21 protein-coding genes and 1 pseudogene are annotated in these 23,003 nt (G+C 65.4%); 10 read left to right on the forward strand and 12 right to left on the reverse strand.

The annotated features are described in order from the left end of the window. Positions 1–427: 427 nt before the first annotated feature. Positions 428–712, reverse strand: a complete 285-nt coding sequence (locus J2T47_RS06065; RefSeq protein ID WP_138212611.1) for a hypothetical protein — start codon at positions 710–712, stop codon at positions 428–430. Positions 713–978: 266 nt separating this feature from the next. Between J2T47_RS06065 and J2T47_RS06070 the strand changes: the two genes are divergently transcribed. The 7 genes from J2T47_RS06070 (at position 979) to J2T47_RS06100 (ending at position 6,387) form a co-directional block, all read left to right on the forward strand. Continuing rightward, entirely contained in the window at positions 979–1,569 is a 591-nt protein-coding gene (locus J2T47_RS06070) for an amino acid synthesis family protein (protein WP_192289464.1), read from the forward strand. 23 nt (positions 1,570–1,592) lie between these two features. Then, the gene (locus tag J2T47_RS06075) at positions 1,593–2,426 is read left to right on the forward strand and encodes an alpha/beta fold hydrolase (protein ID WP_253443404.1); all 834 of its coding nucleotides are present in this window, start codon (positions 1,593–1,595) and stop codon (positions 2,424–2,426) included. Then, the gene (locus tag J2T47_RS06080; RefSeq protein ID WP_253443405.1) at positions 2,423–3,904 is read left to right on the forward strand and encodes an aldehyde dehydrogenase; all 1,482 of its coding nucleotides are present in this window, start codon (positions 2,423–2,425) and stop codon (positions 3,902–3,904) included. The genes J2T47_RS06075 and J2T47_RS06080 overlap by 4 nt, the downstream gene beginning before the upstream one ends. 14 nt (positions 3,905–3,918) lie before the next feature. Beyond that, positions 3,919–4,407, forward strand: coding sequence for a flavin reductase family protein (locus J2T47_RS06085; protein ID WP_253443406.1), 489 nt, complete (start codon positions 3,919–3,921; stop codon positions 4,405–4,407). Between the two features lie 187 nt (positions 4,408–4,594). After that, positions 4,595–4,984 (forward strand): carboxymuconolactone decarboxylase family protein, encoded by a 390-nt coding sequence (locus J2T47_RS06090; protein ID WP_243808704.1) that lies wholly within the window; start codon positions 4,595–4,597, stop codon positions 4,982–4,984. 82 nt (positions 4,985–5,066) lie between these two features. Further along, positions 5,067–5,819, forward strand: coding sequence for a GntR family transcriptional regulator (locus tag J2T47_RS06095; protein ID WP_253443407.1), 753 nt, complete (start codon positions 5,067–5,069; stop codon positions 5,817–5,819). 4 nt (positions 5,820–5,823) lie between these two features. Then, positions 5,824–6,387, forward strand: coding sequence for an NUDIX hydrolase (locus J2T47_RS06100; protein WP_253443408.1), 564 nt, complete (start codon positions 5,824–5,826; stop codon positions 6,385–6,387). Between the two features lie 193 nt (positions 6,388–6,580). Here the strand turns inward: J2T47_RS06100 and J2T47_RS06105 are convergent, their stop codons facing one another. The 5 genes from J2T47_RS06105 to ribBA form a co-directional block, all read right to left on the reverse strand. Next, on the reverse strand, positions 6,581–7,723 hold the full coding sequence (locus J2T47_RS06105) for an ABC transporter ATP-binding protein (protein ID WP_253443409.1): 1,143 nt from the start codon (positions 7,721–7,723) through the stop codon (positions 6,581–6,583). Positions 7,724–7,740: 17 nt separating this feature from the next. Then, positions 7,741–8,550: an ABC transporter permease gene (locus tag J2T47_RS06110; RefSeq protein WP_045209934.1), complete on the reverse strand. Its 810-nt coding sequence runs from the start codon at positions 8,548–8,550 to the stop codon at positions 7,741–7,743. A gap of 3 nt (positions 8,551–8,553) precedes the next feature. Continuing rightward, positions 8,554–9,504, reverse strand: coding sequence for an ABC transporter permease (locus J2T47_RS06115; RefSeq protein ID WP_253443410.1), 951 nt, complete (start codon positions 9,502–9,504; stop codon positions 8,554–8,556). Then, positions 9,489–10,514 carry a polyamine ABC transporter substrate-binding protein gene (locus tag J2T47_RS06120; RefSeq protein ID WP_253443411.1) on the reverse strand — a complete coding sequence of 342 codons (1,026 nt, stop codon included), beginning with the start codon at positions 10,512–10,514 and terminating at the stop codon, positions 9,489–9,491. The genes J2T47_RS06115 and J2T47_RS06120 overlap by 16 nt, the downstream gene beginning before the upstream one ends. 322 nt (positions 10,515–10,836) lie before the next feature. Continuing rightward, positions 10,837–11,946 carry a bifunctional 3,4-dihydroxy-2-butanone-4-phosphate synthase/GTP cyclohydrolase II gene (gene ribBA / locus J2T47_RS06125; protein ID WP_253443413.1) on the reverse strand — a complete coding sequence of 370 codons (1,110 nt, stop codon included), beginning with the start codon at positions 11,944–11,946 and terminating at the stop codon, positions 10,837–10,839. A gap of 88 nt (positions 11,947–12,034) precedes the next feature. Between ribBA and J2T47_RS06130 the strand changes: the two genes are divergently transcribed. After that, a complete protein-coding gene (locus J2T47_RS06130; protein WP_253443415.1) occupies positions 12,035–12,328 on the forward strand; it encodes a DUF1330 domain-containing protein in 294 nt (97 codons plus the stop codon). A 557-nt stretch (positions 12,329–12,885) separates the two neighbouring features. On the opposite strand, the gene J2T47_RS06135 is transcribed toward J2T47_RS06130, so the two are convergent. Then, positions 12,886–14,283 (reverse strand): purine-cytosine permease family protein, encoded by a 1,398-nt coding sequence (locus tag J2T47_RS06135; protein ID WP_253443417.1) that lies wholly within the window; start codon positions 14,281–14,283, stop codon positions 12,886–12,888. A gap of 334 nt (positions 14,284–14,617) precedes the next feature. Between J2T47_RS06135 and J2T47_RS06140 the strand changes: the two genes are divergently transcribed. After that, a complete protein-coding gene (locus J2T47_RS06140) occupies positions 14,618–15,103 on the forward strand; it encodes a flavin reductase family protein (protein ID WP_184587568.1) in 486 nt (161 codons plus the stop codon). A gap of 434 nt (positions 15,104–15,537) precedes the next feature. Here J2T47_RS06140 and J2T47_RS29420 read toward each other — a convergent pair whose 3' ends face one another. Together J2T47_RS29420 and J2T47_RS29425 are read right to left on the reverse strand one after the other, a co-directional pair. Then, positions 15,538–16,266, reverse strand: coding sequence for a methyl-accepting chemotaxis protein (locus tag J2T47_RS29420; RefSeq protein ID WP_437180957.1), 729 nt, complete (start codon positions 16,264–16,266; stop codon positions 15,538–15,540). A gap of 126 nt (positions 16,267–16,392) precedes the next feature. Next, positions 16,393–17,529, reverse strand: a pseudogene (locus tag J2T47_RS29425) (cache domain-containing protein); the annotation flags it as partial. Between the two features lie 156 nt (positions 17,530–17,685). Between J2T47_RS29425 and J2T47_RS06150 the strand changes: the two are divergent. Next, on the forward strand, positions 17,686–18,729 hold the full coding sequence (locus J2T47_RS06150; RefSeq protein WP_253443421.1) for an LLM class flavin-dependent oxidoreductase: 1,044 nt from the start codon (positions 17,686–17,688) through the stop codon (positions 18,727–18,729). Between the two features lie 248 nt (positions 18,730–18,977). On the opposite strand, the gene J2T47_RS06155 is transcribed toward J2T47_RS06150, so the two are convergent. The 3 genes from J2T47_RS06155 to J2T47_RS06165 form a co-directional block, all read right to left on the reverse strand. Beyond that, positions 18,978–19,316 carry a DUF5713 family protein gene (locus J2T47_RS06155; protein ID WP_253443423.1) on the reverse strand — a complete coding sequence of 113 codons (339 nt, stop codon included), beginning with the start codon at positions 19,314–19,316 and terminating at the stop codon, positions 18,978–18,980. Positions 19,317–19,465: 149 nt separating this feature from the next. After that, the gene (locus J2T47_RS06160) at positions 19,466–21,088 is read right to left on the reverse strand and encodes an MFS transporter (protein WP_253443425.1); all 1,623 of its coding nucleotides are present in this window, start codon (positions 21,086–21,088) and stop codon (positions 19,466–19,468) included. Positions 21,089–21,214: 126 nt separating this feature from the next. Next, positions 21,215–22,879 carry a GMC family oxidoreductase gene (locus J2T47_RS06165; RefSeq protein WP_253443427.1) on the reverse strand — a complete coding sequence of 555 codons (1,665 nt, stop codon included), beginning with the start codon at positions 22,877–22,879 and terminating at the stop codon, positions 21,215–21,217. Between the last annotated feature and the right edge of the window lie 124 nt (positions 22,880–23,003).

Below are 23,003 nucleotides of genomic sequence, written 5' to 3' on the forward strand. Positions count from 1 at the left end.
TGGCTCTGGCTCTGGCTCTTAAGACTTCCAGAGAAATACCAGCGCACTCCGACTGCCCCGTTCAGGAGGCCTCGTTGAAGCGGAGTTTCAGGGGTTGAGCGACATGGATGCCGCGAGAGCTGCGATGGGCCAAGGATGGCCCTTCGCAGCGTGCCCCTGAAACTTCGCTTCAACGAGGGAATTTTTCGCCTAAGCGAAAAACCGGATGTTCGGGGCAAGCCTTTTGGTTACTTTTCGGCGTTTGGAAAAGTAACTCGCCCGAGGGGGCGAAACCAGGAATCTGAGCGCACGCCGAAGCGGCGCAGAAATCTCCAAGCCAACGCAGCAATACAGGACCAACATCGGAACGAAGGAAGGCGCCGGCCCTGCCGACGGATCGCGGGCATGGCCCGCTCCTACATTATTAGCCCGATCGCAGACGACGGGCTCAGAACCCTTCCAGATCGATCAGCTCGCCCTCGAAGCGAATCGACCCACCCTCCGCATTCGCCTCACCGCCCTGGATCTCGCCGTAATAAGAGAGCCCATTCTCCAGCGTCACACAGACGTGGGTCGGCTCTTCCGGCGCATCCAGCTGCCCCTTGAAGCTCACCTCGATCACACCCTCCTGAGGCGCGCTGAGGGTCACCGTCACGCGGGCGTTGTCCACCGCTTCGGCCTCGCGGCCCCAGTGCTCGGCGCTGACGGTCACGGTGGCGATTTCCTGTTTCATGCTCGAAGACTCTCCAACAAGGCTCCGGCGCCAAGCGCGCCGGCTGATGGCACCAAGGATACCGCGCCGCCGAAGCCACCGAAACGGCGGTTTTGCCTCGCGACCGCTGGTCGCCTGAGCTCCCCACTACCCCGCGCACCACCCGCCATTGCTGGCTCCGGGCACTGCATCCCCACGGCAAATACGCCTTGCGCAAACTGTATTATGGTATACCATGATACCGAATCCCTTCCCCAACCCAGCCGAAGTCACAACTGGAGCGACCCATGAGTTTCGAGATTCGCAAGATCGTCACCTACAGCGAGCAGACCTTCATCGAAGCCGGCAAGGCCACCGACACCCCGGTGACCATGGTCGGCCTGGCCGTGGTGATCAAGAACCCGTGGGCCGGTCGCGGCTTCGTCGAAGACTTGAAGCCCGAGATCAAGGCCAACTGCTCCGAGCTGGGCGCGCTGATGGTCGAGCGCCTGACCGCCGCCATCGGTGGCGCTGACAAGATCCAGGCCTACGGCAAGGCTGCCGTGGTCGGCGCTGACGGCGAGATCGAGCACGCCTCCGCCGTCATCCACACCCTGCGTTTCGGCAACCACTACCGCCAGGCGGTGGATGCCAAGAGCTACCTGAGCTTCACCAACAAGCGTGGCGGCCCGGGCACTTCGATCCAGATTCCGATGATGCACAAGGACGACGAAGGCCTGCGTTCGCACTACATCACCCTGGAAATGCAGATCGAAGATTCGCCGCGCGCCGACGAGATCGTCGTGGTTCTGGGCGCCGCCGACGGTGGCCGTCTGCACCCGCGCATCGGCAACCGTTACATCGACCTGGAAGAGCTGGCCGCCGAACAGGCGCAGTGATCCACACCGTGCAGGAGCGCTCCATGATTCGGCTCACCGCTGAACGCACACCGGCCGGCACCAGTTACCTGGCGACCGGCCAGGGCCGCCCCGTGGTACTGATCCACGGCGTCGGCCTGAACAAGGAAATGTGGGGCGGCCAGATCGTCGGTCTGGCCCCGCATTTCCAGGTCATCGCCTATGACATGCTTGGCCATGGCGCGAGTCAGCTGCCGCAGCCGGACTGTGGGCTGGTCGGTTATGCCGACCAGTTGCGCGAGCTGCTCGACCACCTGGGCGTGACCAGTGCCATGGTCATCGGCTTCTCCATGGGTGGTCTGGTGGCGCGGGCCTTCGCCCTGCACCATCCCGAGCGCCTGGACGGCCTTGTGGTGTTGAACAGCGTGTTCAACCGCAGCGCCGAACAGCGCGCCGGCGTGATCGAGCGGACCCGCCAGGCCGCCGAGCACGGCCCGGACGCCAACGCCGAGGCCGCCCTGTCGCGCTGGTTCAGCCGCGAATACCAGGCTGCCAACCCGGCGCAGATCGCCGCGATTCGCCAGACCCTTGCCAGCAACGATCCGCAGGGCTATCTGACTACTTACACACTGTTCGCCACGCAGGACATGTACCGCGTGGACGACCTGGGCAGCATCAAGGTGCCGACCCTGGTCGCCACCGGTGAGCTGGACCCGGGCTCGACGCCGAAGATGGCCACCGAGCTGGCCGAGCGCATTCCGGGCGCCAAGGCAACGGTGCTCGAAGAACAGCGCCACATGATGCCGGTGGAGTCGCCGCGACTGGTCAACCAGATGCTGCTCGACTTCCTGCAACAGGCACAGGTTTCCAAGAATCACGTTCAGGGAAATGTCGCATGACCCTCGCACGCTTCCAGATGTTCATCGATGGCCAGTGGGTCGACGCCGTCTCCGGCAAGACCTTCGAGAGCCTCGACCCGGCCCGCGCACAAGCCTGGGCCGAACTGCCCGATGCCGATGAAGCCGACGTCGAGCGCGCCGTGCAGGCCGCCCAGCGTGCCTTCAACGACCCGGCCTGGCGTGGCCTCACCGCCACCGCCCGCGGCAAGCTGCTGCGCCGCCTGGGCGACCTGATCGCTGAGAACAAGGAACACCTGGCGCAGCTGGAAAGCCGCGACAACGGCAAGCTGATCCGCGAGACCCGCGGCCAGGTCGGCTACCTGCCGGAGTTCTTCCACTACACCGCGGGCCTGGCGGACAAGCTCGAAGGCGGCACCCTGCCGCTGGATAAGCCCGACCTGTTCGCCTACACCGTGCACGAGCCGCTGGGCGTGGTCGCCGGGATCATCCCGTGGAACAGCCCGCTGTACCTGACCGCGATCAAGCTGGCCCCGGCCCTGGCCGCCGGCAACACCATCGTGCTCAAGCCCTCGGAACACGCCTCGGCGACCATCCTCGAACTGGCCCGCCTGGCCACCGAGGCCGGCATCCCGGCTGGTGTGGTCAACGTGGTCACCGGCTTCGGCCCGAGCACCGGCGCGGCACTGACCCGCCACCCACTGGTGCGCAAGATCGCCTTCACCGGCGGCGCCGCCACCGCACGCCACGTGGTGCGCAGTAGTGCGGAGAACTTCGCCAAGCTGTCGCTGGAGCTGGGCGGCAAGTCGCCCAACATCATCTTCGCCGACGCTGACCTGGACAGCGCCATCAACGGCGCCGTGGCCGGCATCTACGCCGCCTCCGGGCAGAGCTGCGTCGCCGGTTCGCGCCTGCTGGTGCAGGACGAGATCTACGACGAGTTCGTCGCCCGCCTGGTGGAGCGCGCCCAGCGCATCCGCATCGGCAACCCGCAGGACGAGCAGAGCGAGATGGGCCCCATGGCCACCGCGCAGCAGCTCGCCGTGGTCGAAGGCCTGGTCGCCGACGCCCTCGCCGAAGGCGCCCGCCTGCGCCTGGGCGGCAAGCGTCCGTCGATCGACTCCGAGGGCTGGTTCTACGAGCCGACCCTGTTCGAGTGCGACAGCCACTCGATGAAGATCATGCAGGAAGAAGTCTTCGGCCCGGTCGCCTCGGTCATTCGCTTCAAGGACGAGGCCGAAGCCCTGGCCATGGCCAACGACTCCCAGTTCGGCCTCGCCGCCGGCATCTGGACCCGCGACCTGGGCCGCGCCCACCGCATGGCCCGCGGCGTTCGCAGCGGGATCATCTGGGTCAATACCTACCGCGCGGTGTCCGCCATGGCGCCCATCGGCGGCTTCCACAACAGCGGCTACGGCCGCGAGAGCGGCATCGATTCGGTGCTGGCCTACACCGAGCTGAAGACGGTGTGGATCAACCTCTCGCAGGCGCCCATGCCCGATCCCTTCGTGATGCGCTAAAGAGGAGCGACGAGATGATCGAACCTGGCATCTACAAAGAAGTGATGGGCTCCTTCCCGTCCGGCGTCACCGTGGTCACCACCCTGGATGCCGACGGCAAGATCGTCGGCATCACCGCCAGCGCGTTCAGCGCGCTGTCCATCGACCCGGCGCTGGTGCTGTTCTGCCCCAACTACGAATCGGACACCTACCCGGTTCTGCGTGACAGCAAGCAGTTCGCCATCCACCTGCTGTGTTCCGACCAGCAGGCCGAGGCCTACGCCTTTGCCAAGAAGGGCCAGGACAAGGCCAAGGGCATCGAGTGGCGCCTGAGCGAGCTGGGCAACCCGCTGCTGACCAAGGCCACGGCGATCATCGAGTGCGAGCTGTGGCGCGAATACGACGGCGGTGACCACGCGATCATCGTCGGCGCGGTGAAGAACCTGATCCTGCCCGATCAGGAAGTCACCCCGATGGTCTATCACCGCGGCAAGCTCGGCGCGCTGCCGGAGATAGCCAGCTGACGCTTTCCAAGGCCGCTCGCCATCACCCTCGGCAGCGGCCTTTTTTATTTGTACGCATGCACGACTGTCTTTTGTAGGAGCGAGCTTGCTCGCGAACAGATTACCCGGCGACTCCGAAGCTGGGCGGGTTCGCGAGCAATAACGATGGCGTCCCCCTCGCCCCTACAGGAACAGAAAGGAGCTACCGATGAGCAACGAGAAATACGAGAAAGGCCTGGCGATCCGCACTCAGGTGCTGGGCGAGGCCTACGTGAACAAGTCGATCCAGAACGCCGACGACTTCACCCGCCCGCTCCAGGAGCTGGTCACCGAGTACTGCTGGGGCCATGTCTGGGGCCGGGACGGCTTATCGCTCAAGGAACGCAGCATGATAAACTTGGCGATGATTTCGGCACTCAACCGCCCCCACGAACTCAAGCTGCACGTGCGCGGCGCTCTGCGTAACGGCTTATCCCGCGAGCAGATCCGCGAGATCCTCCTGCAGGTCGGCATCTATTGCGGGGTTCCCGCGGCGGTGGACAGTTTCCGCCTCGCCCGCGAAGCCTTCGCCGAGGCCGACGCCGAGGAACGTGGTTGATTGCTGGCCCGACTTGACGATGGGGTACCCCAGGGTGCTCCATCGTTCTTCCTATGGACAGCCTGAACACAGAGCGGACCCCATGAAACGCCTGCCACTCGACGATAGCTTCAAGGTCAATCGCAACCCCGTCACCCTGCGCGAAATCGTCCTCGACAAGCTGCGCGGCGCCATCCTCAACTTCCAGCTGCTGCCGGGTGACCGCCTGGTGGAGCGCGATCTGTGCGATCGCCTGGGCGTCAGCCGCACCTCCGTGCGCGAAGCGCTGCGCCACCTGGAGTCCGAGGGCCTGGTGGAGTTCGCCGATGCCAAGGGTCCGCGCGTCGCCATCATTACCCTGGAAGACGCCGTCGACATCTACGAGCTGCGCTGCGTGCTCGAAGGCCTGATCGTCCAGCTCTTCACCCTCAACGCCAAGGCCCGCGACATCCGCAACCTGGAGCGCGCGCTGGAAGAGAACCGCCAGGCGCTGGAAGACGGTGAACTGCAGCAGGTGATCGAATCGGTGCAGGGCTTCTACGACGTGCTGCTCGAAGGCTCGGGCAACCGCACCGCCGCCACCCAGCTGCGCCAGCTGCAGGCGCGCATCAGCTACCTGCGGGCGACTTCCGTGTCCCAGGAAAACCGCCGCGCCGCCAGTAACCAGGAAATGGAACGCATGGTCGAGGCGATCAAGAGCGGCGACCCGGTCGCGGCTCACCAGGCCTCGGTCGACCACGTACGTGCCGCCGCCAAGGTCGCCCTGGACTACCTGCGCTCCAAGCAGGACGGCGCCGGCAAGGTGCGCGACATCGCCACCCCCATCGCGCTCAAAGAGCCGCGCATAGGGCGCTGACGCCATGCCCGCCCCGCGCTTCTGTCCCGCCTGCGGCAGTGGCGGCCTCAGCCGCCAGTGCCCGCCGGGGGATACCCACGAGCGCCTCACCTGTGCGGGCTGCGGCTACATCCATTACGAGAACCCCAAGGTCATCGCCGGCTGCATCATCGAGCGCGACGGCAAGTACCTGCTCTGCCAGCGAGGCATTCCCCCGCGCCCGGGCACCTGGACGCTGCCGGCCGGCTTCATGGAAAACGGCGAAACCACCGAGCAGGCGGCCCTGCGCGAAGTCTGGGAAGAGACCGGCGTACGCGCCGACATCGTCTCGCCCTACTCCATCTTCAGCGTGCCGACCATCAGCGAGGTCTACATCATCTTCCGCGCCAGCGTGATCGAGGAGACCGGCGAACACGGCCCCGAGACCCTGCAGGTGAAATTCTTCGCCCCGGAAGAAATCCCCTGGGAGTGCATCTACTACCCGGCGATCCGGCAGATCCTCGAACGCTACATCGAGGAGCGCCAGGCGGGGGTGTACGGCATCTACATGGGCAACGACGACACCGGCAAGGTGCACTTCATCCGCTAACGCCCAACGCTGCGGCGAACAACAAACCCGTCACCCGATTCCAACCTGTAGGAGCGGGCCATGCCCGCGATCCGTCGGCAGGGCCGACGGTCAATACAGACGCCACCCCCACCAGAAAAAAAACCGGGCAAAAAAAGCCCCCCGGCTCCACGAGGGAAACCGGGGGTTCAAGGGATGAAACGTCAGAATCGAATCAATGCGCGCCCTTGGTCAGGTCGCTCTCGTTCCACTGGTCATACACGCACGCATCGGCGGCGGCCCAGCGCACGCGGACTTCGCTGCCGGGGGCCAGTGGCTGGGTGTTGCCGGACAGCTCCTTCAGCGTCAGGGTCGCGCCGCTGGCGGTGACCACGCTGCAGGTCAGGCTCTCGCCGAGGAACACCGTCTCGGCCACCTTCGCCGGAATCTCGTTCCAGCCGGCTGCCAGCTGCGTGGCGGAGGCTTGCGCAGGGCTCAGGACCTGGGCTTTTTCCGGGCGCACCATCAGCAGGATGTCCTGGCCTTCGCGCAGGTTCGCAGTCGGGCGGATGGCCAGGGCGCGGCCTTCGAATTCCGCCGCGGCGTTGCCATGGGCACGGGCACGGAGGAAGTTCGAGTTGCCGAGGAACGAAGCCACGAAGGCATTCGGCGGGTTCTGGTAGAGGTCGTAGCCGCTGCCCAGGCCGACGATCTTGCCGTGGCTGAAGATGGCGATGCGCTGGGACAGGCGCATGGCTTCTTCCTGGTCGTGGGTCACGTAGACGATGGTGATGCCCAGGCGGCGGTGCAGGTGGCGCAGTTCGTCCTGCAGGTCTTCGCGCAGTTTCTTGTCCAGCGCGCCGAGAGGTTCGTCCATCAGCAGGATGCGCGGTTCGTAGACCAGCGCGCGGGCGATGGCGACGCGTTGCTGCTGGCCGCCGGAGAGTTGCGCCGGGCGGCGGTGGGCGAACTTGTCCAGCTGCACCAGCTTGAGCATGGCGTCGACACGGCGGTCACGCTCGGCTCCCTTCTGCTTGCGGATGTCCAGCGGGAAGCCGATGTTGTCGCGCACCGACAGGTGCGGGAACAGCGAGTAGCGCTGGAACACCATGCCGATGTCGCGCTTGTGCGGCGGCACGTTCACCAGCGACTGGCCCTGGACCAGGATCTCGCCGCTGCTGGGCGTCTCGAAGCCGGCCAGCATGGACAGCGTGGTGCTCTTGCCCGAGCCGCTGGAGCCGAGGAAGGTGAGGAATTCGCCGTCCTGGATGTCGAGGGAGATGTTGTCCACGGCGGTGAAGTCGCCATAGAACTTGTTCAGGTTGCGCAGGCTGACCAGGGTCTTCTGCTCGCGGGATTCTTGGATCACGGCACTCATGGCATTTACCTCGGCGCTCAGGCGCGGATTTCGTTGCGCCGGCGCAGGGCGGCGGCGATCACCATCACCAGGACGGACAGGCCGATCAGCAACGTCGAAGCGACGGCGATCACCGGGGTCAGGTCCTGGCGCAGGGTGGTCCACATTTTCACGGGCAGGGTCTGCAGGGTCGGGCTGGCCATCATCACGCTCAGCACCACTTCATCCCAGGAGACCAGGAAGGCGAACAGTGCGCCGGCGACCATGCCGGGGCGGATCGCCGGGAAGGTCACCTTCATCACCGCCTGCAGGCGCGACGCCCCGCAGATCACCGCGGCGTCCTCGATGGACTGGTCGAACAGCTTCAGCGAGTTGATGATCGAGATGATGGTGAACGGCAGCGCGACTATCACGTGGCTGACCACGAAGGAGAACAGCGTGCCGGTGTAGCCGAGCTTGAGGAACAGCGCGTAGACCGCCACCGCGATGATCACCAGCGGCACGATCATCGGCAGGGTGAACAGCCCGTAGAGCAGCTCGCGGCCGGGGAACTTGCCGCGCACCAGGGCGAACGCGGTGGGCAGGCCGAGGGCAACCGAGCAGATGGTGGTGAGGATCGCCACCTTCAGGCTGGCCAGCGCCGCGCTCATCCATTCGGGGTTGGAGAAGAACTGGCCGTACCACTTCAGCGTCCAGCCCGGCGGCGGGAACACCAGCCACTGCGAGGAGCCGAACGACAGCAGGACGATGAACACGATGGGCAGCAGCAGGAAGGCCGCGATGGTGCCCGTCGTGAGGTAGAGACCGACGCGCATGCGCCGGCTCATGGCATTGGGTGAGAGCAGCATGGCTTACCTCGCGCTACTGGAAGCCACCGGAGACTCCGGCTGCAGCTTCAGGTAGAGGTAGAACAGCACCAGGGTGATGGCGATCAGCAGCGCAGCGGCGGCGCTGGCCAGGCCCCAGTTGAGGAAGGATTGCACCTGCTGGACGATGAACTCCGGCAGCATCATGTTCTGCGCCCCGCCCAGCAGCGCCGGGGTGACGTAGTAGCCCAGGGACATGACGAAGACCATCAGGCCACCGGAGAACAGCCCCGGCCGGCACAGCGGGATGAACACCCGGAAGAAGTTGGTCCAGGGGCTGGCGCCGCAGATCGAGCCGGCCTGCAGCACCATCGGGTCGATGGCGGCCATGGTCGCCTGCAGCGGCAGCACGATGAACGGGATCATGATGTAGCTCATGCCGATCACCACGCCGGTGAGGTTGTGCACCATTTCCAGCGGCTGGTCGATGATGCCCAGCGCCATCAGCGTCTTGTTGATCACCCCCGAGGCCTGCAGCAGCACCAGCCAGGAGTAGGTGCGCGCCAGCAGGCTGGTCCACATCGACAGCAGCACGATGTTCAACAGCATGCGGCCCCAGCCGCGCGGCACCAGGGTGATCGCCCAGGCCAGCGGGAAGCCCAGCAGCAGGCTGATCACGGTGACCAGCGCGCCGACCGCGAAGGTGTTGAACAGCACCCGCGAGTACGCCGAGTTGGCGAACAGCTGGGCGTAGTTTTCGAAGCCCAACGTCGGCTCCAGCACGCCGCGCAGCAGCAGGCCGATCAGCGGCGCGAGGAAGAACAGGCCGAGGAACAGCAGCGCCGGCAGCAGGTTGCGGAAACCCCGCCAGCGGTGGGTGAGCACTTCGTCCTGTCGCATGGGTTCTGCCTTCGGGGCCGGCGTGCCGGCGGCGCGGGATGCGCCTCCGGTTGCCTGGCCCGGCTGCATCACAGCCATTTTTACTTGACCAGCCATTCGTTCCACCGTGCGGCGATCGCCGGGCCGTTCTTCGCCCAGTAGGCGTAGTCGAGGGTGATCTGCTCCTGCGCGTAGGCGGTGGGCAGATTCGGCGCGAGGTCAGCCTTGAGCTGGCCGACGCTGTCCAGGTTCACCGGGGCGTAGGCGGTCAGGTTGGCGAAATCGGCCTGACCCTTGGCGCTGCTGGAGTTGGCCAGGAACTTCATCGCCGCGTCCTTGTTCTTCGCGCCCTTGGGAATGACGAGGAAATCGGCCATGACCAGGTTCTGCTTCCAGCTCACACCGACAGGAGCACCGTCCTGCTGCAGGGCGTAGATGCGGCCGTTCCAGAACTGCCCGAGAGTCGCTTCGCCAGAAACCAGCAGCTGCTGCGACTGCGCGCCGCCGCCCCACCAGACGATGTCCTTCTTGATGGTGTCGAGCTTCTTGAAGGCGCGGTCCAGGTCCAGCGGGTAGAGCTTGTCCTTCGGCACCCCGTCGGCCAGCAGGGCCAGTTCCAGAACGCCGGGGCTCGGCCATTTGTACAGCGCGCGCTTGCCCGGGTAGTTGGCGGTGTCGAACAGCGCCGACCAGTCCTGCGGCTGCTTGCCGCCGACCTTGCCCTGGTTGTAGCCGAGCACGAAGGAGAAGTAGAAGGAGCCGACGCCATGGTCGGAGACGAAGCGCGGGTCGATGCGGTCGCGCTTGATGGTGTTGAAGTCCAGCGGTTCCAGCAGGCCCTCGGCGGCGGCGCGCAGGGCGAAGTCGGCTTCGACGTCGACCACATCCCACTGGACGTTGCCACTCTCGACCATGGCCTTGAGCTTGCCGTAGTCGGTGGGGCCGTCCTGCACCACCGGGATGCCGGTGGACTGGCTGAAGGGTTCGGCCCAGGCCTGCTTCTGCGCATCCTGGGTGGTGCCACCCCAGCTGACGAAGCTGAGGCTGTCGGCGCCGAAGGCAGCGGTGCCGGTTGCGCCGAGGAATGCAGCGGTCAGGACCGCCATCGCACGTTTCTTGAACACCATCTTGCTTGCCCTCGTTGTTGTGATTGTTCACGGCGACCTTCGTGGATCGCCTGTCTGGAGCAGGTGGCCGTAGCGTCTTGCAGGCAGCGGCGGTTGGCACGCTGATTGGCAGAAAATGTAAGGCCTACGGAATGTCATATTATGGTATTCCAAACTTTCCGCAAGTCCTCGGCGACACCGGCCATCGTAGCGGCGAAGCCTGGGTGAACCCCCCGTCGTTCCTCGTGTTGCTCAGGTTATTGATTGGTAAGGAAATCTTTTCTCACACTCGCCGTGCTGAAAATTTCTGGCGAAACGCCAGCACGGCGAGCGGACGAACGGATCAGCCCTCGAAAGGCAGCGTCTCCACCACTTCCAGGTCATAGCCGGTGAGGCCGGCGTACTTCAGCGGCGCACCCAAGTGGCGGATCTTGCCGACGCCGATGTCCTGCAGGATCTGCGCGCCGGTACCGACCTCGGAATAGATCCGCGACTGCGAGCGGGTGAACTGCCGCGGTGCCTGGGTCAGCTGCGGCACGCGGGCCAGCAGTGCCTGCGACGACTCGTTGTTGGCCAGCACCACGACCACGCCGTGGCCGACTTCGGCGACCTTCTGCAGGGCGGCCCAGAGGGTCCAGTTCTTCGGCCCGGTGTACTCGGCGCCGACCAGGTCGCGCAGCGGGTCGATCACGTGCACGCGCACCAGGGTGGGCTCTTCGCGCTTGATGTCGCCCATCACCATGGCCATGTGCACGCCGCCTTCGATGCGGTCCTCGTAGGTGACCAAGCGGAAGGTGCCGTGCACGGTGGGCAGTTCGCTCTCGCCGATGCGCGCGACGGTGTGCTCGTTGCTCAGGCGGTAATGGATCAGGTCGGCGATGGTGCCGATGCGGATGCCGTGGCGCTTGGCGAAGGCTTCCAGGTCCGGGCGGCGGGCCATGCTGCCGTCGTCGTTCATCACCTCGACGATGACCGAGGCCGGGGTCAGCCCGGCCAGGCGCGCCAGGTCGCAGCCCGCTTCGGTGTGGCCGGCGCGGGTGAGCACGCCGCCCTCGCGGGCGCGCAGGGGGAAGATGTGGCCGGGCTGCACCAGGTCCTCGGCGCGGGCGCCGGGCTGCACGGCGGTAAGCACGGTGTGCGAGCGGTCGGCGGCGGAGATGCCGGTGGACACCCCGGTGGCCGCCTCGATGGACACGGTGAAGGCCGTGGAATAGGCGCTGCCGTTGGCCGGCACCATCTGCTCCAGGCCCAGGCGGACGCAGTGCTCGTCGGTCAGCGTCAGGCAGATCAGCCCGCGCGCCTCGCGGGCCATGAAGTTGATCGCCTCGGGCGTGCAGCGCTCGGCGGCGAGCAGCAGGTCGCCCTCGTTTTCACGGTCTTCGTCGTCGACCAGGAGCACCATCTTGCCCTGGCGGTAGTCTTCGATGATGTCTTCGATGCGATCGAACGGCATGGTGCGGTACTCGGCTGGATCGTGGATGAAAAAATCTGGTATACCATAATACATTTCTTATCCGAAACAGCAGCAAGCAGAGGTGAACATGAAGGCTTACTGGATCGCTCACGTCGATATCACCGACCCGGAGCAATACAGCGAATACACCCGCCGCGCCCCGGCGGCGTTCGCCAGGTACGGCGGCAGGTTCCTCGCCCGCGGCGGCCGTTCCGAGGCCCTGGAGGGGCGTCCTACTCCTCAGCGTAGCGTGGTGATCGAGTTCGATTCCTATGAGCAGGCGGTGGCCTGCTACCGCTCGGCGGAATACCAGGACGCCTGCGCGCACCGGCAGGGCGTGGCGAAGGCGGATATCGTCATCGTCGAGGGATTCGAGGGGTAAGGCCCGGCCCCGCGCGAACAGGATTGCCGTCGGCCCTGTCGACGGATCGCGGGCATGGCCCGCTCCTACAGGGAATGTTGTGCCATGCGGTTCGCGAGCAAGGACTAGGCGTCCCCCTCGGTCCTACGAAAGCGCCCCAACTCGCCAGCTCTGTTTTTTAAAGGCTTCCAGCGAAACGTCCGCACGCGCCGAATGCCCCGTTCAGGAGGCCTCGTTGAATTGGAGTTTCGGGGGTTGAGCGACATGGATGTCGCGAGAGCGTCGATGGGCCAGGGATGGCCCTTCGACGCGTGCCCCTGAAACTTCAATTCAACGAGGGAATTTTTCGCCTAAGCGAAAAACCGGATGTCCGGGGCAAGACCTTTGCCTACTTTGGGGCGTTTGCCAAAGTAGGTCGCCCGAGGGGGCGAAACCACAGACCCCGCGCGCACTCCGACGCGGCGCAGAAATACCAACGTCCAGGCCGTCGATAGCGGATCAGGCTCTAAACCGCACAGGCAAAAAAAAGCCCCACCGAAACCCGGCAGGGCAGAGAGTGTAAAACCCAGGTCGAAACCTTACTCCGCAATCCCCAGCGCCACCGGCTGGCCGACTTCGCGGGCCTGGCCGCGGGTGGCCAGGCAGTAATACAGCGGGACGGTCACCAGCAGGCCGACCAGCCACGACAGGTCCACCCCATCGATGTAGTTGGCGTACGGGCCGACGAACAGCGAGGTATTGGCGAACGGCAGCTGCACGATGATGCCGATGAAGTAGGCAATGATCGCGTGCGGGTTGAAGCGCCCGTACACGCCACCGTCGCGGCGGAAGATCGAGTTGATGTCGTAGCGGCCGCGCTTGATCAGGTAGAAGTCGATCAGGTTGATCGAGGCCCAGGGCACCAGAACGATCAGCATCGCCAGGATCAGGCCGATGAACTGCGAGATGAAGTTGGCCGAGGCGCCCAGCGCCATCAGGCAGCTGCCCGCCAGCACCACCGAGGACAGCACCACGCGTACCCGCACGCTGGGCGTCCAGCTGCCGGCGAAGGTCTGGATCGAGGTGACGATGGAGAGCACTGCGCCGTAAAGGTTCAGCGCGTTGTGGCTGATGATGTTGAGCAGGAACAGCAGCATCAGCACCGGGCCGAACATACCGGTGGCCTGCTTGACCGCGACCATCGCGTCAGTGCCCTCCGGGGTCGCCAGCACGGCGACGGCGCCGAAGCTGAACGACAGGCTGGTACCCGCCACCGCGCCGGCGAAGGTCGCCAGGAACGGCTTGCCGATGCCGACACTGGCTGGCAGGTAACGCGAGTAATCCGAGGTGTAGGGCGCGAAGCTGATCTGCCAGATGATGCCCAGGCACAGGGTGGCCAGGAAGCCGGACAGGTTGAAGGCGCCGCGGGAGAGGAAGTTCGCCGGCAGATCGCCGCCAAGCATGATGACAAAGCCCAGCAGCAGCGCGCCGCCCATCACCCAGGTGCCGATGCGGTTGAGGGTGTGGATGAAGCGATAGCCGATCACGCCGATGGCGGTGGCGCTCAGCGCGCCGAGGATGATCGCCACCGGCGTCGGGGTCGCCGGCACCAGGCCCTGGATCGACTTGCCCGCCAGGACGATGTTGGAAATGAAGAAGCCGACGTAGATCAGCGCGGTGAAGAACACGATCAGCAAGGCGCCGTAACGACCGAACTGGCCCCGGCTCTGGACCATCTGCGGGATACCCATCTGCGGGCCCTGCGCCGATGCCAGGGCGAGGAACACGCCGCCGAACATATGGCCCAGGACAATGGCGATCAGCCCCCAGAGCAGGTCGAGATGGAACACCTGGACCGCCATCGCGCCGGTGACCACCGGCAGCGGTGCGATGTTGGTGCTGAACCACAGCGTGAACAGGTCGCGGGAGCGCCCATGGCGCTCGGCCGGCGGCACGTAATCGACGGTATGGTTCTCGATCAGCGGAGTCTCGGACATCGTTTTTGCCTTGCTTATTGTCTTTGTAAGGTCGGGTCATCCGGCGCCCTGGATCGGGCAGAAACGGCGCTGCGGTGACGCAGGCAATATTATGGTATTCCAAATACCAAGCAAGGGGTTTCTGAGCAGCCGTTGGTCGAATGCTGGCCAACCGAGTGCCTGACGGATACTCAGCTTATCGGCGCAAGCCACGTATTCCGCAGCCTCCAGCCGACAGTCGGGCTTTCGCCGTCCATCCATCGGGAAAAGAAAGGGCTTGCTTTCGAAGTATTACGGTATACCATCAGACGAAACGACCACTCCCGATGGCCGGCTCACAAGACAGGTACTCGCAATGATCGACCACGCTGCCTACAAACAAGTCATGGGCTCCTTCCCGTCCGGCGTCACCGTCATCACCACGATGGACGACGATGGCCAGGTGGTCGGCCTCACCGCGAGTGCCTTCAGCTCCCTGTCGATGGACCCGGCGCTGGTGCTGTTCTGCCCCAACTACAGCTCCGACTCCTACCCGGTACTGATCCGCCGCAAGCAGTTCGCCATCCACCTGCTCTCCGCCGACCAGAAAGGCGAAGCCTATGCCTTCGCCAGCAAGGGCAAGGACAAGGCCCAGGGCATCGAATGGACCCTGAGCGAACGCGGCAACCCGCTGCTGGAAAACGCCACCGCCATCATCGAATGCGAGCTGTGGCGCGAGTACGAAGGCGGTGACCACGCCATCCTGGTTGGCGCGGTGAAGAACCTGATCGTGCCGGACCAGCAGATCACCCCGATGATTTACTGCCGCGGAAAGATGGGCGCGCTGCAGGCTTTCGCCTGACCGCCTGATCTTTCGCCGTCCGGCGCAGGCCCCTTCTTGCGGGAGTGAGAAGGGGCTTTTCTTTTGTCTGCTGATTGACTTCGAAACGCCCTGCCCTCGCCTGCCGATCCGGGCGGCAGAGTTGCCATGAGGCACGTCCGTAGGATGGTGTGGAGCGCAGCGATACCCATCGATCTCGCGTGCCGACAGCATGGGTATCGCTGCGCTCCACCCATCCTGCAAATCGGTTCCCCTTCTGCGGCCCAGCCCGTAGGAGCGGACCTTGTCCGCGAAATCCCCCGCGGCGGACTGCGCTCTCCCAGGGTGCTCACTGGCGAGGCGCAACGTGTAGGAGCGCGCCATGGGCGCGATCGCGGGCATGGCCCGCTCCTGCAGGGAGCCTCTTTCTCGGCCCCAAAGAAAAAGGGCCCGCATTCGCGAGCCCTTTTTTCCCATCAGGTCCTGAACCGCGACACCAGCCGGTTCAGCTCGTCCGACAGCCCGCCCAGGGTCTGCGCATCGCCCCGCGTGGCGTCCGCCAGGCCGGCGACTTCCTGGGCGTCGCGGTGGATCTGGCTGATGTGCCGGTTGATCTCCTCCGCCACCTGGTGCTGCTCCTCGGCGGCGGTGGCGATCTGGGCGTTCATGTCGCGGATCACGTCCACCGATTCGCGGATCGCCCCGAAGCAAGCGCGCGCCTCGCGGATCGAACCGACAGTGCGCTGCGAGGCCTCCAGGCTCGACTGCATCTGCCGTCCCGTATCGTGGGTGCGGCGCGCCAGCGTGCCGAGCAGGTTGTCGATCTCCCCGGTGGACTCCGCCGTGCGCCGCGCCAGCGCGCGCACCTCATCGGCCACCACCGCGAATCCCCGCCCCTGGTCGCCCGCCCGCGCTGCTTCGATGGCGGCGTTGAGCGCCAGCAGGTTGGTCTGCTCGGCGATGGAACGGATGGTGCCGAGGATCGACTGGATATCGTTGCTGTCCTGCTCCAGCTGGCGCATCGCGTCGGCGGAGTGGGCAATCTCGTCGCTCAGGCGGCCGACGCTGTCCACCGCCTCGTCGATCTGCTGCTGGCCATCGTGGGCTTGGCGCTGGCCGCTATCGGCGGAGTCTGCCGCCTGGCTGCAGGAGCGCGCAACCTCGTTGGCAGTCATCACCATCTCGTTGAACGCGGTGGAGACCATGTCCACCGCCTCGCGCTGGCGCGCGGCGGTATCGGCCAGCGCCTGGGACGTTTCGCGGCTGCTGCCCGAGCTCTGGTGGATGCTGCCGGCGGCAGTACCGATGCTCTGCACCAGCGCGCGGATGGCATCGAGGAACTGGTTGAACCAGCCGGCCAGCTGCGCCGTTTCATCCCGGCCACGGACGGCAAGACGACCGGTGAGATCGCCATCGCCCTGGGCGATGCCTTCCAGGCCAGCCGCCACGGCGCGCACCGGGCGTACCACCAGACCGGCAAACAGTGAGCCAAGGCCGGCGAACGCCAGCGCGATGATCAACGCCACCAGGGCGATGCCCCAGGTCAGGCGGGTCGCCGCGCTCATCACCTCGCTTTCCTTGATCAGGCCGACGAAGCGCCAGCCGAGGGTCTCGGACGGCCACACGTTGGCCAGGTACGGCTCACCATTGATGGAGAGCTCCACCAGCCCCTTCTGCGCACTGGCCAGGCGCTGGAAATCGCCACCCAGCTCGCCCAGCTGCTTGAAGTTGTTCTCCGGGTTGTGCGGGTCGACCAGGATGGTGCCGTCGCCTTCCATGAGCATCAGGTAGCCGGATTCGCCCAGGCGGATGCCCTTGACGATATCGGTCAGGCGCTTGAGCGAGACGTCGATGTTGACCACCCCGCCCTGCGGGCCGAACTGGTTGGCGAAGGTGCGCACACTGCTCACCAGCACCACCTTGTCTGCCGCCCAGTAGTACGCCTTGGTGCGCAGGGTCCTGCCCGGCTGGGCCATGGCCGCCTGGTACCAGGGGCGGGTGCGCGGGTCGTAGTTGGCCAGCTTGGCGTCGCCCGGCCAGAAGCTGTAGCCCCCCTCGCGGGTACCGAGGGACACGTAGGCGTAATCCGGATGGCTCTGCGCCAGGCCGGTGAAGAGGTCGAAGACGCGCTTGTCCAGCTCCCCGCTCGGGTGCTGCGCGGCGTCGGCACCGATGTACTGTTTGAGGCCGCCGTCGATGGCGGCCAGTTGCGGGTGGTTGGCCAGGTATTCCACGTTCTGGCTGATGCCGTCGAAGAAGATCTGCATGGCGTTCTCGACCTGGCGGATCTCGCGGCTGCTACCGTCGATGAAGCCGTCTCGCGCTTCGCCGCGCAGGTTGAGGATGACCAGGACGGCGACAAGAATCACAGGCAGGCTGGCAATGGTGGAAAAGGCGAGGATCAGTTTTTGTTTGAGGTTCATCCCTACTCCCTTGGTCTGCTCGTGGCAGAAACGCCTTGCAGACATCCCGTATTATGGTATACCAATATGCAACGGATTCCCTAGCGCGGAAAACGGCCACTCATCCGCCGCCGCGCCTGACCGCCGAAAAGCAGTGATGCGTGCCTGCGCATCTCCCGCCGGCTGCCGCGCCGGAAACAAGAAAGGTTCGAGGTAAGCGATATGAAGTTTTCCCTGTTCGTGCACATGGAGCGCTACGACGACCAGCCCAGCCATCGCCAGCTGTTCGAAGAGCTCACCGAGCTGACCCTGATGGCCGAGGCCGGCGGTTTCTCCACCGTCTGGATCGGCGAGCACCACGCCATGGAGTACACCATCTCGCCGAGCCCGATGCCGCTGCTGGCCTACCTCGCCGCGCGCACCGAAACCATCCGCCTGGGCGCCGGCACCATCATCGCGCCGTTCTGGCACCCCATCCGCGTGGCCGGCGAATGCGCCCTGCTCGACGTGATCAGCAACGGTCGCATGGAAGTGGGTCTGGCCCGCGGCGCCTACCAGTACGAATTCGACCGCATGGCCAACGGCATGCCGGCCGGCGACGGCGGCAAGTACCTGCGCGAGATGGTCCCGGTGGTGAAGGCGCTGTGGCAGGGCGACATCGCCCACGAAGGCGAAATCTGGAAGTTCCCCACCTCCACCTCCTCGCCGCGCCCGCTCCAGAAGCCGACCCCGCCGATGTGGATCGCCGCCCGCGACCCGGATTCGCACAACTTCGCAGTGGCCAACGGTTGCAACGTGATGGTCACGCCGCTGATGAAGGGCGACGAGGAAGTCGTCGACCTGAAGAACAAGTTCGAAGCCGCCCTGGCCAACAACCCGGATGTGCCGCGCCCGCAACTGATGGTGCTGCGCCACACCCACGTGCACGCCGCCGACGACCCGGAAGGCTGGAAGGTCGGCGCCGAGGCCATCTCGCGCTTCTACCGCACCTTCGATGCCTGGTTCGGCAACAAGCAGACCCCGGTCAACGGCCTGCTGCCGCCCAGCCCCGAGGAAAAGTTCAAGGAGCGCCCGGAGTTCGAGCTGGAGAACATCCGCAAGAACACCATGATCGGCACCCCGGAAGAAATCATCGCGCGCATCCGCCACTACCAGGAACTGGGCGTGGACGAATTCAGCTTCTGGGCCGACAACAGCCTGCCGTATGCCGAGAAGAAGAAGTCGCTGGAACTGTTCATCCAGCACGTGGTGCCGGCTTTCCGCTGATCACCGATGCCTGCCGCAAAGGGCGCCTTCGGGCGCCCTTTGTGTTTGCCCCACACCGCACTCCCCTGTGGGAGCGAGCTTGCTCGCGAACACGTCCCGCATCTGGCTGCGGAGCGTCCCTGTAGGAGCGCGCCATGCGCGCGATCGCGGGCATGGCCCGCTCCTACAATCCAGCTCCTCTGCCCATGGAACCTCCGCACAAACGAAAAGGCCCGGCATGATGCCGGGCCTTTTCCGTTCACGCGGGCTTACCACTCGCGCGGCGCGATCAGCTCTTCGATATCGGCATCGAAACCGTAAGCCTCGGCGATGAAGGCGATGTCCCCACCGATGTTGTCGCGGGCGGCCGTTTCGATCTCGCTGCCCTGCTCCTCGAACTCCTCGCCCAGTGCATTGAAGGCCAGGGTGGTTTGATGAGTCAGTGCGTACAGCGCCTCCAGGTCCGCCGGCGCCTGCGCCTCGATGGCCTCGCACAGCGCCACCAGCAGCTGCTGCCCCTTGGCGACCAGCTGTGGCGGGAAGTAGCTGTCGCGCACCATGTCGTCGAGGAAGCTGTACTGACTCAGCTTTACATTCTTGATGGCCATGATCGTATTCGCTCCTTGAGTGATCCGGCGGTGCACCGGGCACGGCATCCTAAGGCGAAGCTGCAACCGATGCCACGCAGGACTCCCGCGCTGGCGACAGACATGAAAAAGCCCGGCATCCAGCCGGGCTTTTTCATGGCAGCCGAGGCTCAATCCGCGTGGATGTCGTTGTCCTTGGTCTCCTTCAGGAACAGCAACGAGCAGACCAGGCTCATCGCCGTGATCAGCACCGGGTACCACAGGCCGTAGAAGATGTTGCCGGTGTACACCACCAGGGCGAACGAGATGGTCGGCAGCAGCCCGCCGAACCAGCCGTTGCCGATGTGGTACGGCAACGACAGCGAGGTGTAGCGGATGCGCGTCGGGAACAGCTCGACCATCAGCGCCGCCAGCGGACCGTAGCAGCAGGTGGCGATGAAGATCAGCGCGACGATGATTGCCACCACCATCGGCCGGTTCACCAGCGAGGAATCAGCCACGGTCGGGTAGCCGGCGTCCTTCACCGCAGCGCCCAGCGCGGCGGCGTCGAAGCCCTCGAGGCGTTTCTCGCCCACCGTCACCACCAGCTCGCTGCCGGCCGGCGCGGCCACCGAACTGTAGGGCACGCCGCCCTTCACCAGCAGGGTCTTGGCCTTGTCGCAGGCGCTGTCGAATTTGGCCTTGCCCACCGGGTCGAACTGGAAGGTACAGGTAGCCGGGTCCGCCATCACGGTGACCGGCGCCTGGCGCGTGGCCGCATCGATCTGCGGGTTGGCGTAATGGGTCAGCGCCTTGAACAGCGGGAAGTACAGCACCGTGGCCAGCAGCAGGCCGGTGATCAGGACCGGCTTGCGGCCGACCTTGTCCGACAGCCAGCCCATGATCACGAACAGCGGCGCGCCGATCACCAGGGAGATGATCAGCAGCCCGTTGGACAATGCCGGGTCCACCTTCAGCACCTGGGTGAGGAAGAACATCACGTAGAACTGTGCGGCGTAGAAGGTCACCGCCTGGCCTGCGTTGATGCTGAACAGCGCGATCAGGACGATCTTCAGGTTGCCCCAGTGGGTGAAGGATTCCTTGAGCGGTGACTTGCTCACCTTGCCCTCGGCCTTCATCTTCAGGAACGCTGGCGACTCGTGCATGGACAGGCGAATCCAGGTGGAGATGCCCAGCAGCACGATGGAGATCAGGAACGGCAGGCGCCAGCCCCAGGTCTCGAACTCCGGTCCGGTGATCTGCCGGCAACCCCAGATCACCACCAGCGAAAGCAACAGGCCGCCGGTGGCGGTGCACTGGATCCAACTGGTGTAGGCGCCGCGCTTGTGGTCCGGCGCGTGTTCGGCCACGTAGATCGCTGCCCCGCCGTACTCACCCCCCAACGCCAGGCCCTGCAACAGGCGCAGCACGATGAGGATGACCGGCGCCGCCACGCCGATGGTGGCGTAGGCCGGCAGCAGACCCACCGCGAAGGTCGACAGGCCCATCAGCAGGATGGTGACGAGGAAGGTGTACTTGCGCCCGATCATGTCCCCCAGGCGGCCGAACACCAGCGCGCCGAACGGGCGGACGAGGAAGCCGGCGGCGAATGCCAGCAGAGCGAAGATGAACGCGGTGGTGTCGTTGACCCCGGCGAAGAAGTGCTTGGCAATGATCGCCGCCAGCGACCCGTAGAGGAAGAAGTCGTACCACTCGAACACCGTGCCAAGCGACGAGGCGAAGATCACCTTGCGCTCGTCGCGCCGCGAGGTCGCGGGCCGCTCGTAGGAGCTGGTCTGTGCTACATCGGTCATTGCGGGCTCTCCTGCCCCTTCTGGGGGCTTTTGTTTTTGTCAGCCTCGACTGCCACGGTTTTCACACCGCGCGATACCGTTGAGTTGCTACACGCCTGATAAAAAAGTGGGGAGACGGGATCGCCGTCACGCCACCGGAGCTTCCTCCTGTGTGCGCCCACTGGAAGGGATGACCTCCGCGCCGCGCGCGGGTTCGTTCAAAATCATCTGCGCAGCCTTTTCCGCAATCACCAGCACCGGCGAGCAACTGTTGCCGGAGGTCAGGCTGGGCATGATCGAAGCGTCGGCGATGCGCAGGCCGGGAATGCCGTGTACGCGCAGCTGGCTGTCCACCACCGCGCCCTCGCCCTGCCCCATGCGGCAGGTGCCGGCCGGGTGGAAGATGGTGGTGCCGATCTCGGCAGCGGCGCGGTGCAGGTCTTCCTCGGTCTGGTAGTCCGGACCGGGCTTGAACTCCACCGGATTGAAGCGCGCCAGCGCGGGCGCGGCAGCGATGCGGCGGGTCAGGCGGATGGCATCGGCGGCCACACGCAGGTCCTGCGGGTGGCTCAGGTAGTTGGGCTGGATCACCGGCTTGTCGCGCGGGTCCAGCGAACGCAGGGTGACCGTGCCACGGCTCAGCGGACGCAGGTCGCACACCGACGCGGTGAACGCCGGGAAGCTGTGCAGCGGCTCGCCGAAGCGCTCCAGCGACAACGGCTGCACGTGGTATTCGAGGTTGGCCGAACGCTGGTTCGGATCGGACTTGGCGAACGCGCCCAGCTGGCTCGGCGCCATGGACAGCGGGCCGCTGCGCTTGAACAGGTACTCCAGGCCCATGCCCATCTTGCCCCACAGCGTCGAGGCGATCTGGTTCAGCGAGGGTGCGCCGTTCATGCGGTAGATCAGGCGCAGCTGCAGGTGGTCCTGCAGGTTGCCGCCGACGCCGGAAAGCTCGTGGCGCACACCGACGCCGTGCTTCTCCAGCAACTCGCGCGGGCCGATGCCGGAGCGTTGCAGCAGCACCGGGGTGTTGATCGCGCCGGCGCAGAGAATCACTTCACGCCGGGCCCGCAACTCGCGCCGCGCCCCCTGCCAGTTCACTTCCAGCCCGGCGGCGCGGCCGTTCTCCAGCAGCACGCGCAGGGCCTCGACATTCGTCAGCACGGTGAGGTTGGGGCGGTTGGCGATGGGTCGCAGGAAGGCCTTCGAGGCGTTCCAGCGCACGCCGGAGCGCTGGTTCACCTGGAAGTAGCCGCAACCTTCATTGTCGCCGCCGTTGAAGTCCTCCACCGGGCGCACGCCGGACTGCGCCGCCGCCTCGCGGAAGGCATCGAGGATCGCCCACGACAGCCGCTGCTTCTCCACCCGCCATTCACCACCCGCGCCATGCAGCTCGCTCGACCCGGCAAAGTGGTCCTCCATCTTCATGAACAGCGGCAGCAGGTCGTTCCAGCCCCAGCCGGGGTTGCCCTCGGCGGCCCAGCCGTCGTAGTCCAGCGCCTGGCCACGCATGTAGATCATGCCGTTGATCGACGAGCAGCCGCCCAAGGTGCGCCCGCGCGGGTATTTGATCGCGCGGCCGTTCAGGCCCGGCACCTGCTCAGTGTCGAAACACCAGTCGGTGCGCGGGTTGCCGATGCAATAGAGGTAACCGACGGGAATGTGGATCCAGGGATAGTTGTCCGGGCCGCCGGCTTCGAGCAGCAGCACGCGGTTGGCGGGGTCGGCGGACAGGCGGTTGGCCAGCAGGCAGCCGGCAGGGCCCGCGCCGACGATCAGGTAGTCATAAGCATCCAGTGCCTGGGGCATGGAGAAGTACCTCGTCGTGCTTGTTCTTTTTATCTGAGGACCGAGCCTAGCCGTTCGTTCGTGATAAAAGAACAGTCGTTTCGAGTCAGCTGCTGTGCGTTTTCTAACAACAAGGACTGCCGCG

This window comes from Pseudomonas nitroreducens (assembly GCF_024170165.1).
In the GTDB taxonomy this organism is placed as follows: Bacteria; Pseudomonadota; Gammaproteobacteria; order Pseudomonadales; family Pseudomonadaceae; genus Pseudomonas; species Pseudomonas nitroreducens_C.

What these genes read in the sequence shown, in the direction of transcription:
- J2T47_RS06065 (WP_138212611.1), bottom strand. Translation starts at nt 712, where the DNA reads ATGAAACAGGAAATCGCCACCGTGACCGTCAGCGCCGAGCACTGGGGC.
- J2T47_RS06070 (WP_192289464.1), top strand. Translation starts at nt 979, where the DNA reads ATGAGTTTCGAGATTCGCAAGATCGTCACCTACAGCGAGCAGACCTTC.
- J2T47_RS06075 (WP_253443404.1), top strand. Translation starts at nt 1,593, where the DNA reads ATGATTCGGCTCACCGCTGAACGCACACCGGCCGGCACCAGTTACCTG.
- J2T47_RS06080 (WP_253443405.1), top strand. Translation starts at nt 2,423, where the DNA reads ATGACCCTCGCACGCTTCCAGATGTTCATCGATGGCCAGTGGGTCGAC.
- J2T47_RS06085 (WP_253443406.1), top strand. Translation starts at nt 3,919, where the DNA reads ATGATCGAACCTGGCATCTACAAAGAAGTGATGGGCTCCTTCCCGTCC.
- J2T47_RS06090 (WP_243808704.1), top strand. Translation starts at nt 4,595, where the DNA reads ATGAGCAACGAGAAATACGAGAAAGGCCTGGCGATCCGCACTCAGGTG.
- J2T47_RS06095 (WP_253443407.1), top strand. Translation starts at nt 5,067, where the DNA reads ATGAAACGCCTGCCACTCGACGATAGCTTCAAGGTCAATCGCAACCCC.
- J2T47_RS06100 (WP_253443408.1), top strand. Translation starts at nt 5,824, where the DNA reads ATGCCCGCCCCGCGCTTCTGTCCCGCCTGCGGCAGTGGCGGCCTCAGC.
- J2T47_RS06105 (WP_253443409.1), bottom strand. Translation starts at nt 7,723, where the DNA reads ATGAGTGCCGTGATCCAAGAATCCCGCGAGCAGAAGACCCTGGTCAGC.
- J2T47_RS06110 (WP_045209934.1), bottom strand. Translation starts at nt 8,550, where the DNA reads ATGCTGCTCTCACCCAATGCCATGAGCCGGCGCATGCGCGTCGGTCTC.
- J2T47_RS06115 (WP_253443410.1), bottom strand. Translation starts at nt 9,504, where the DNA reads ATGGCTGGTCAAGTAAAAATGGCTGTGATGCAGCCGGGCCAGGCAACC.
- J2T47_RS06120 (WP_253443411.1), bottom strand. Translation starts at nt 10,514, where the DNA reads ATGGTGTTCAAGAAACGTGCGATGGCGGTCCTGACCGCTGCATTCCTC.
- ribBA (WP_253443413.1), bottom strand. Translation starts at nt 11,946, where the DNA reads ATGCCGTTCGATCGCATCGAAGACATCATCGAAGACTACCGCCAGGGC.
- J2T47_RS06130 (WP_253443415.1), top strand. Translation starts at nt 12,035, where the DNA reads ATGAAGGCTTACTGGATCGCTCACGTCGATATCACCGACCCGGAGCAA.
- J2T47_RS06135 (WP_253443417.1), bottom strand. Translation starts at nt 14,283, where the DNA reads ATGTCCGAGACTCCGCTGATCGAGAACCATACCGTCGATTACGTGCCG.
- J2T47_RS06140 (WP_184587568.1), top strand. Translation starts at nt 14,618, where the DNA reads ATGATCGACCACGCTGCCTACAAACAAGTCATGGGCTCCTTCCCGTCC.
- J2T47_RS29420 (WP_437180957.1), bottom strand. Translation starts at nt 16,266, where the DNA reads ATGGTCTCCACCGCGTTCAACGAGATGGTGATGACTGCCAACGAGGTT.
- J2T47_RS06150 (WP_253443421.1), top strand. Translation starts at nt 17,686, where the DNA reads ATGAAGTTTTCCCTGTTCGTGCACATGGAGCGCTACGACGACCAGCCC.
- J2T47_RS06155 (WP_253443423.1), bottom strand. Translation starts at nt 19,316, where the DNA reads ATGGCCATCAAGAATGTAAAGCTGAGTCAGTACAGCTTCCTCGACGAC.
- J2T47_RS06160 (WP_253443425.1), bottom strand. Translation starts at nt 21,088, where the DNA reads ATGACCGATGTAGCACAGACCAGCTCCTACGAGCGGCCCGCGACCTCG.
- J2T47_RS06165 (WP_253443427.1), bottom strand. Translation starts at nt 22,879, where the DNA reads ATGCCCCAGGCACTGGATGCTTATGACTACCTGATCGTCGGCGCGGGC.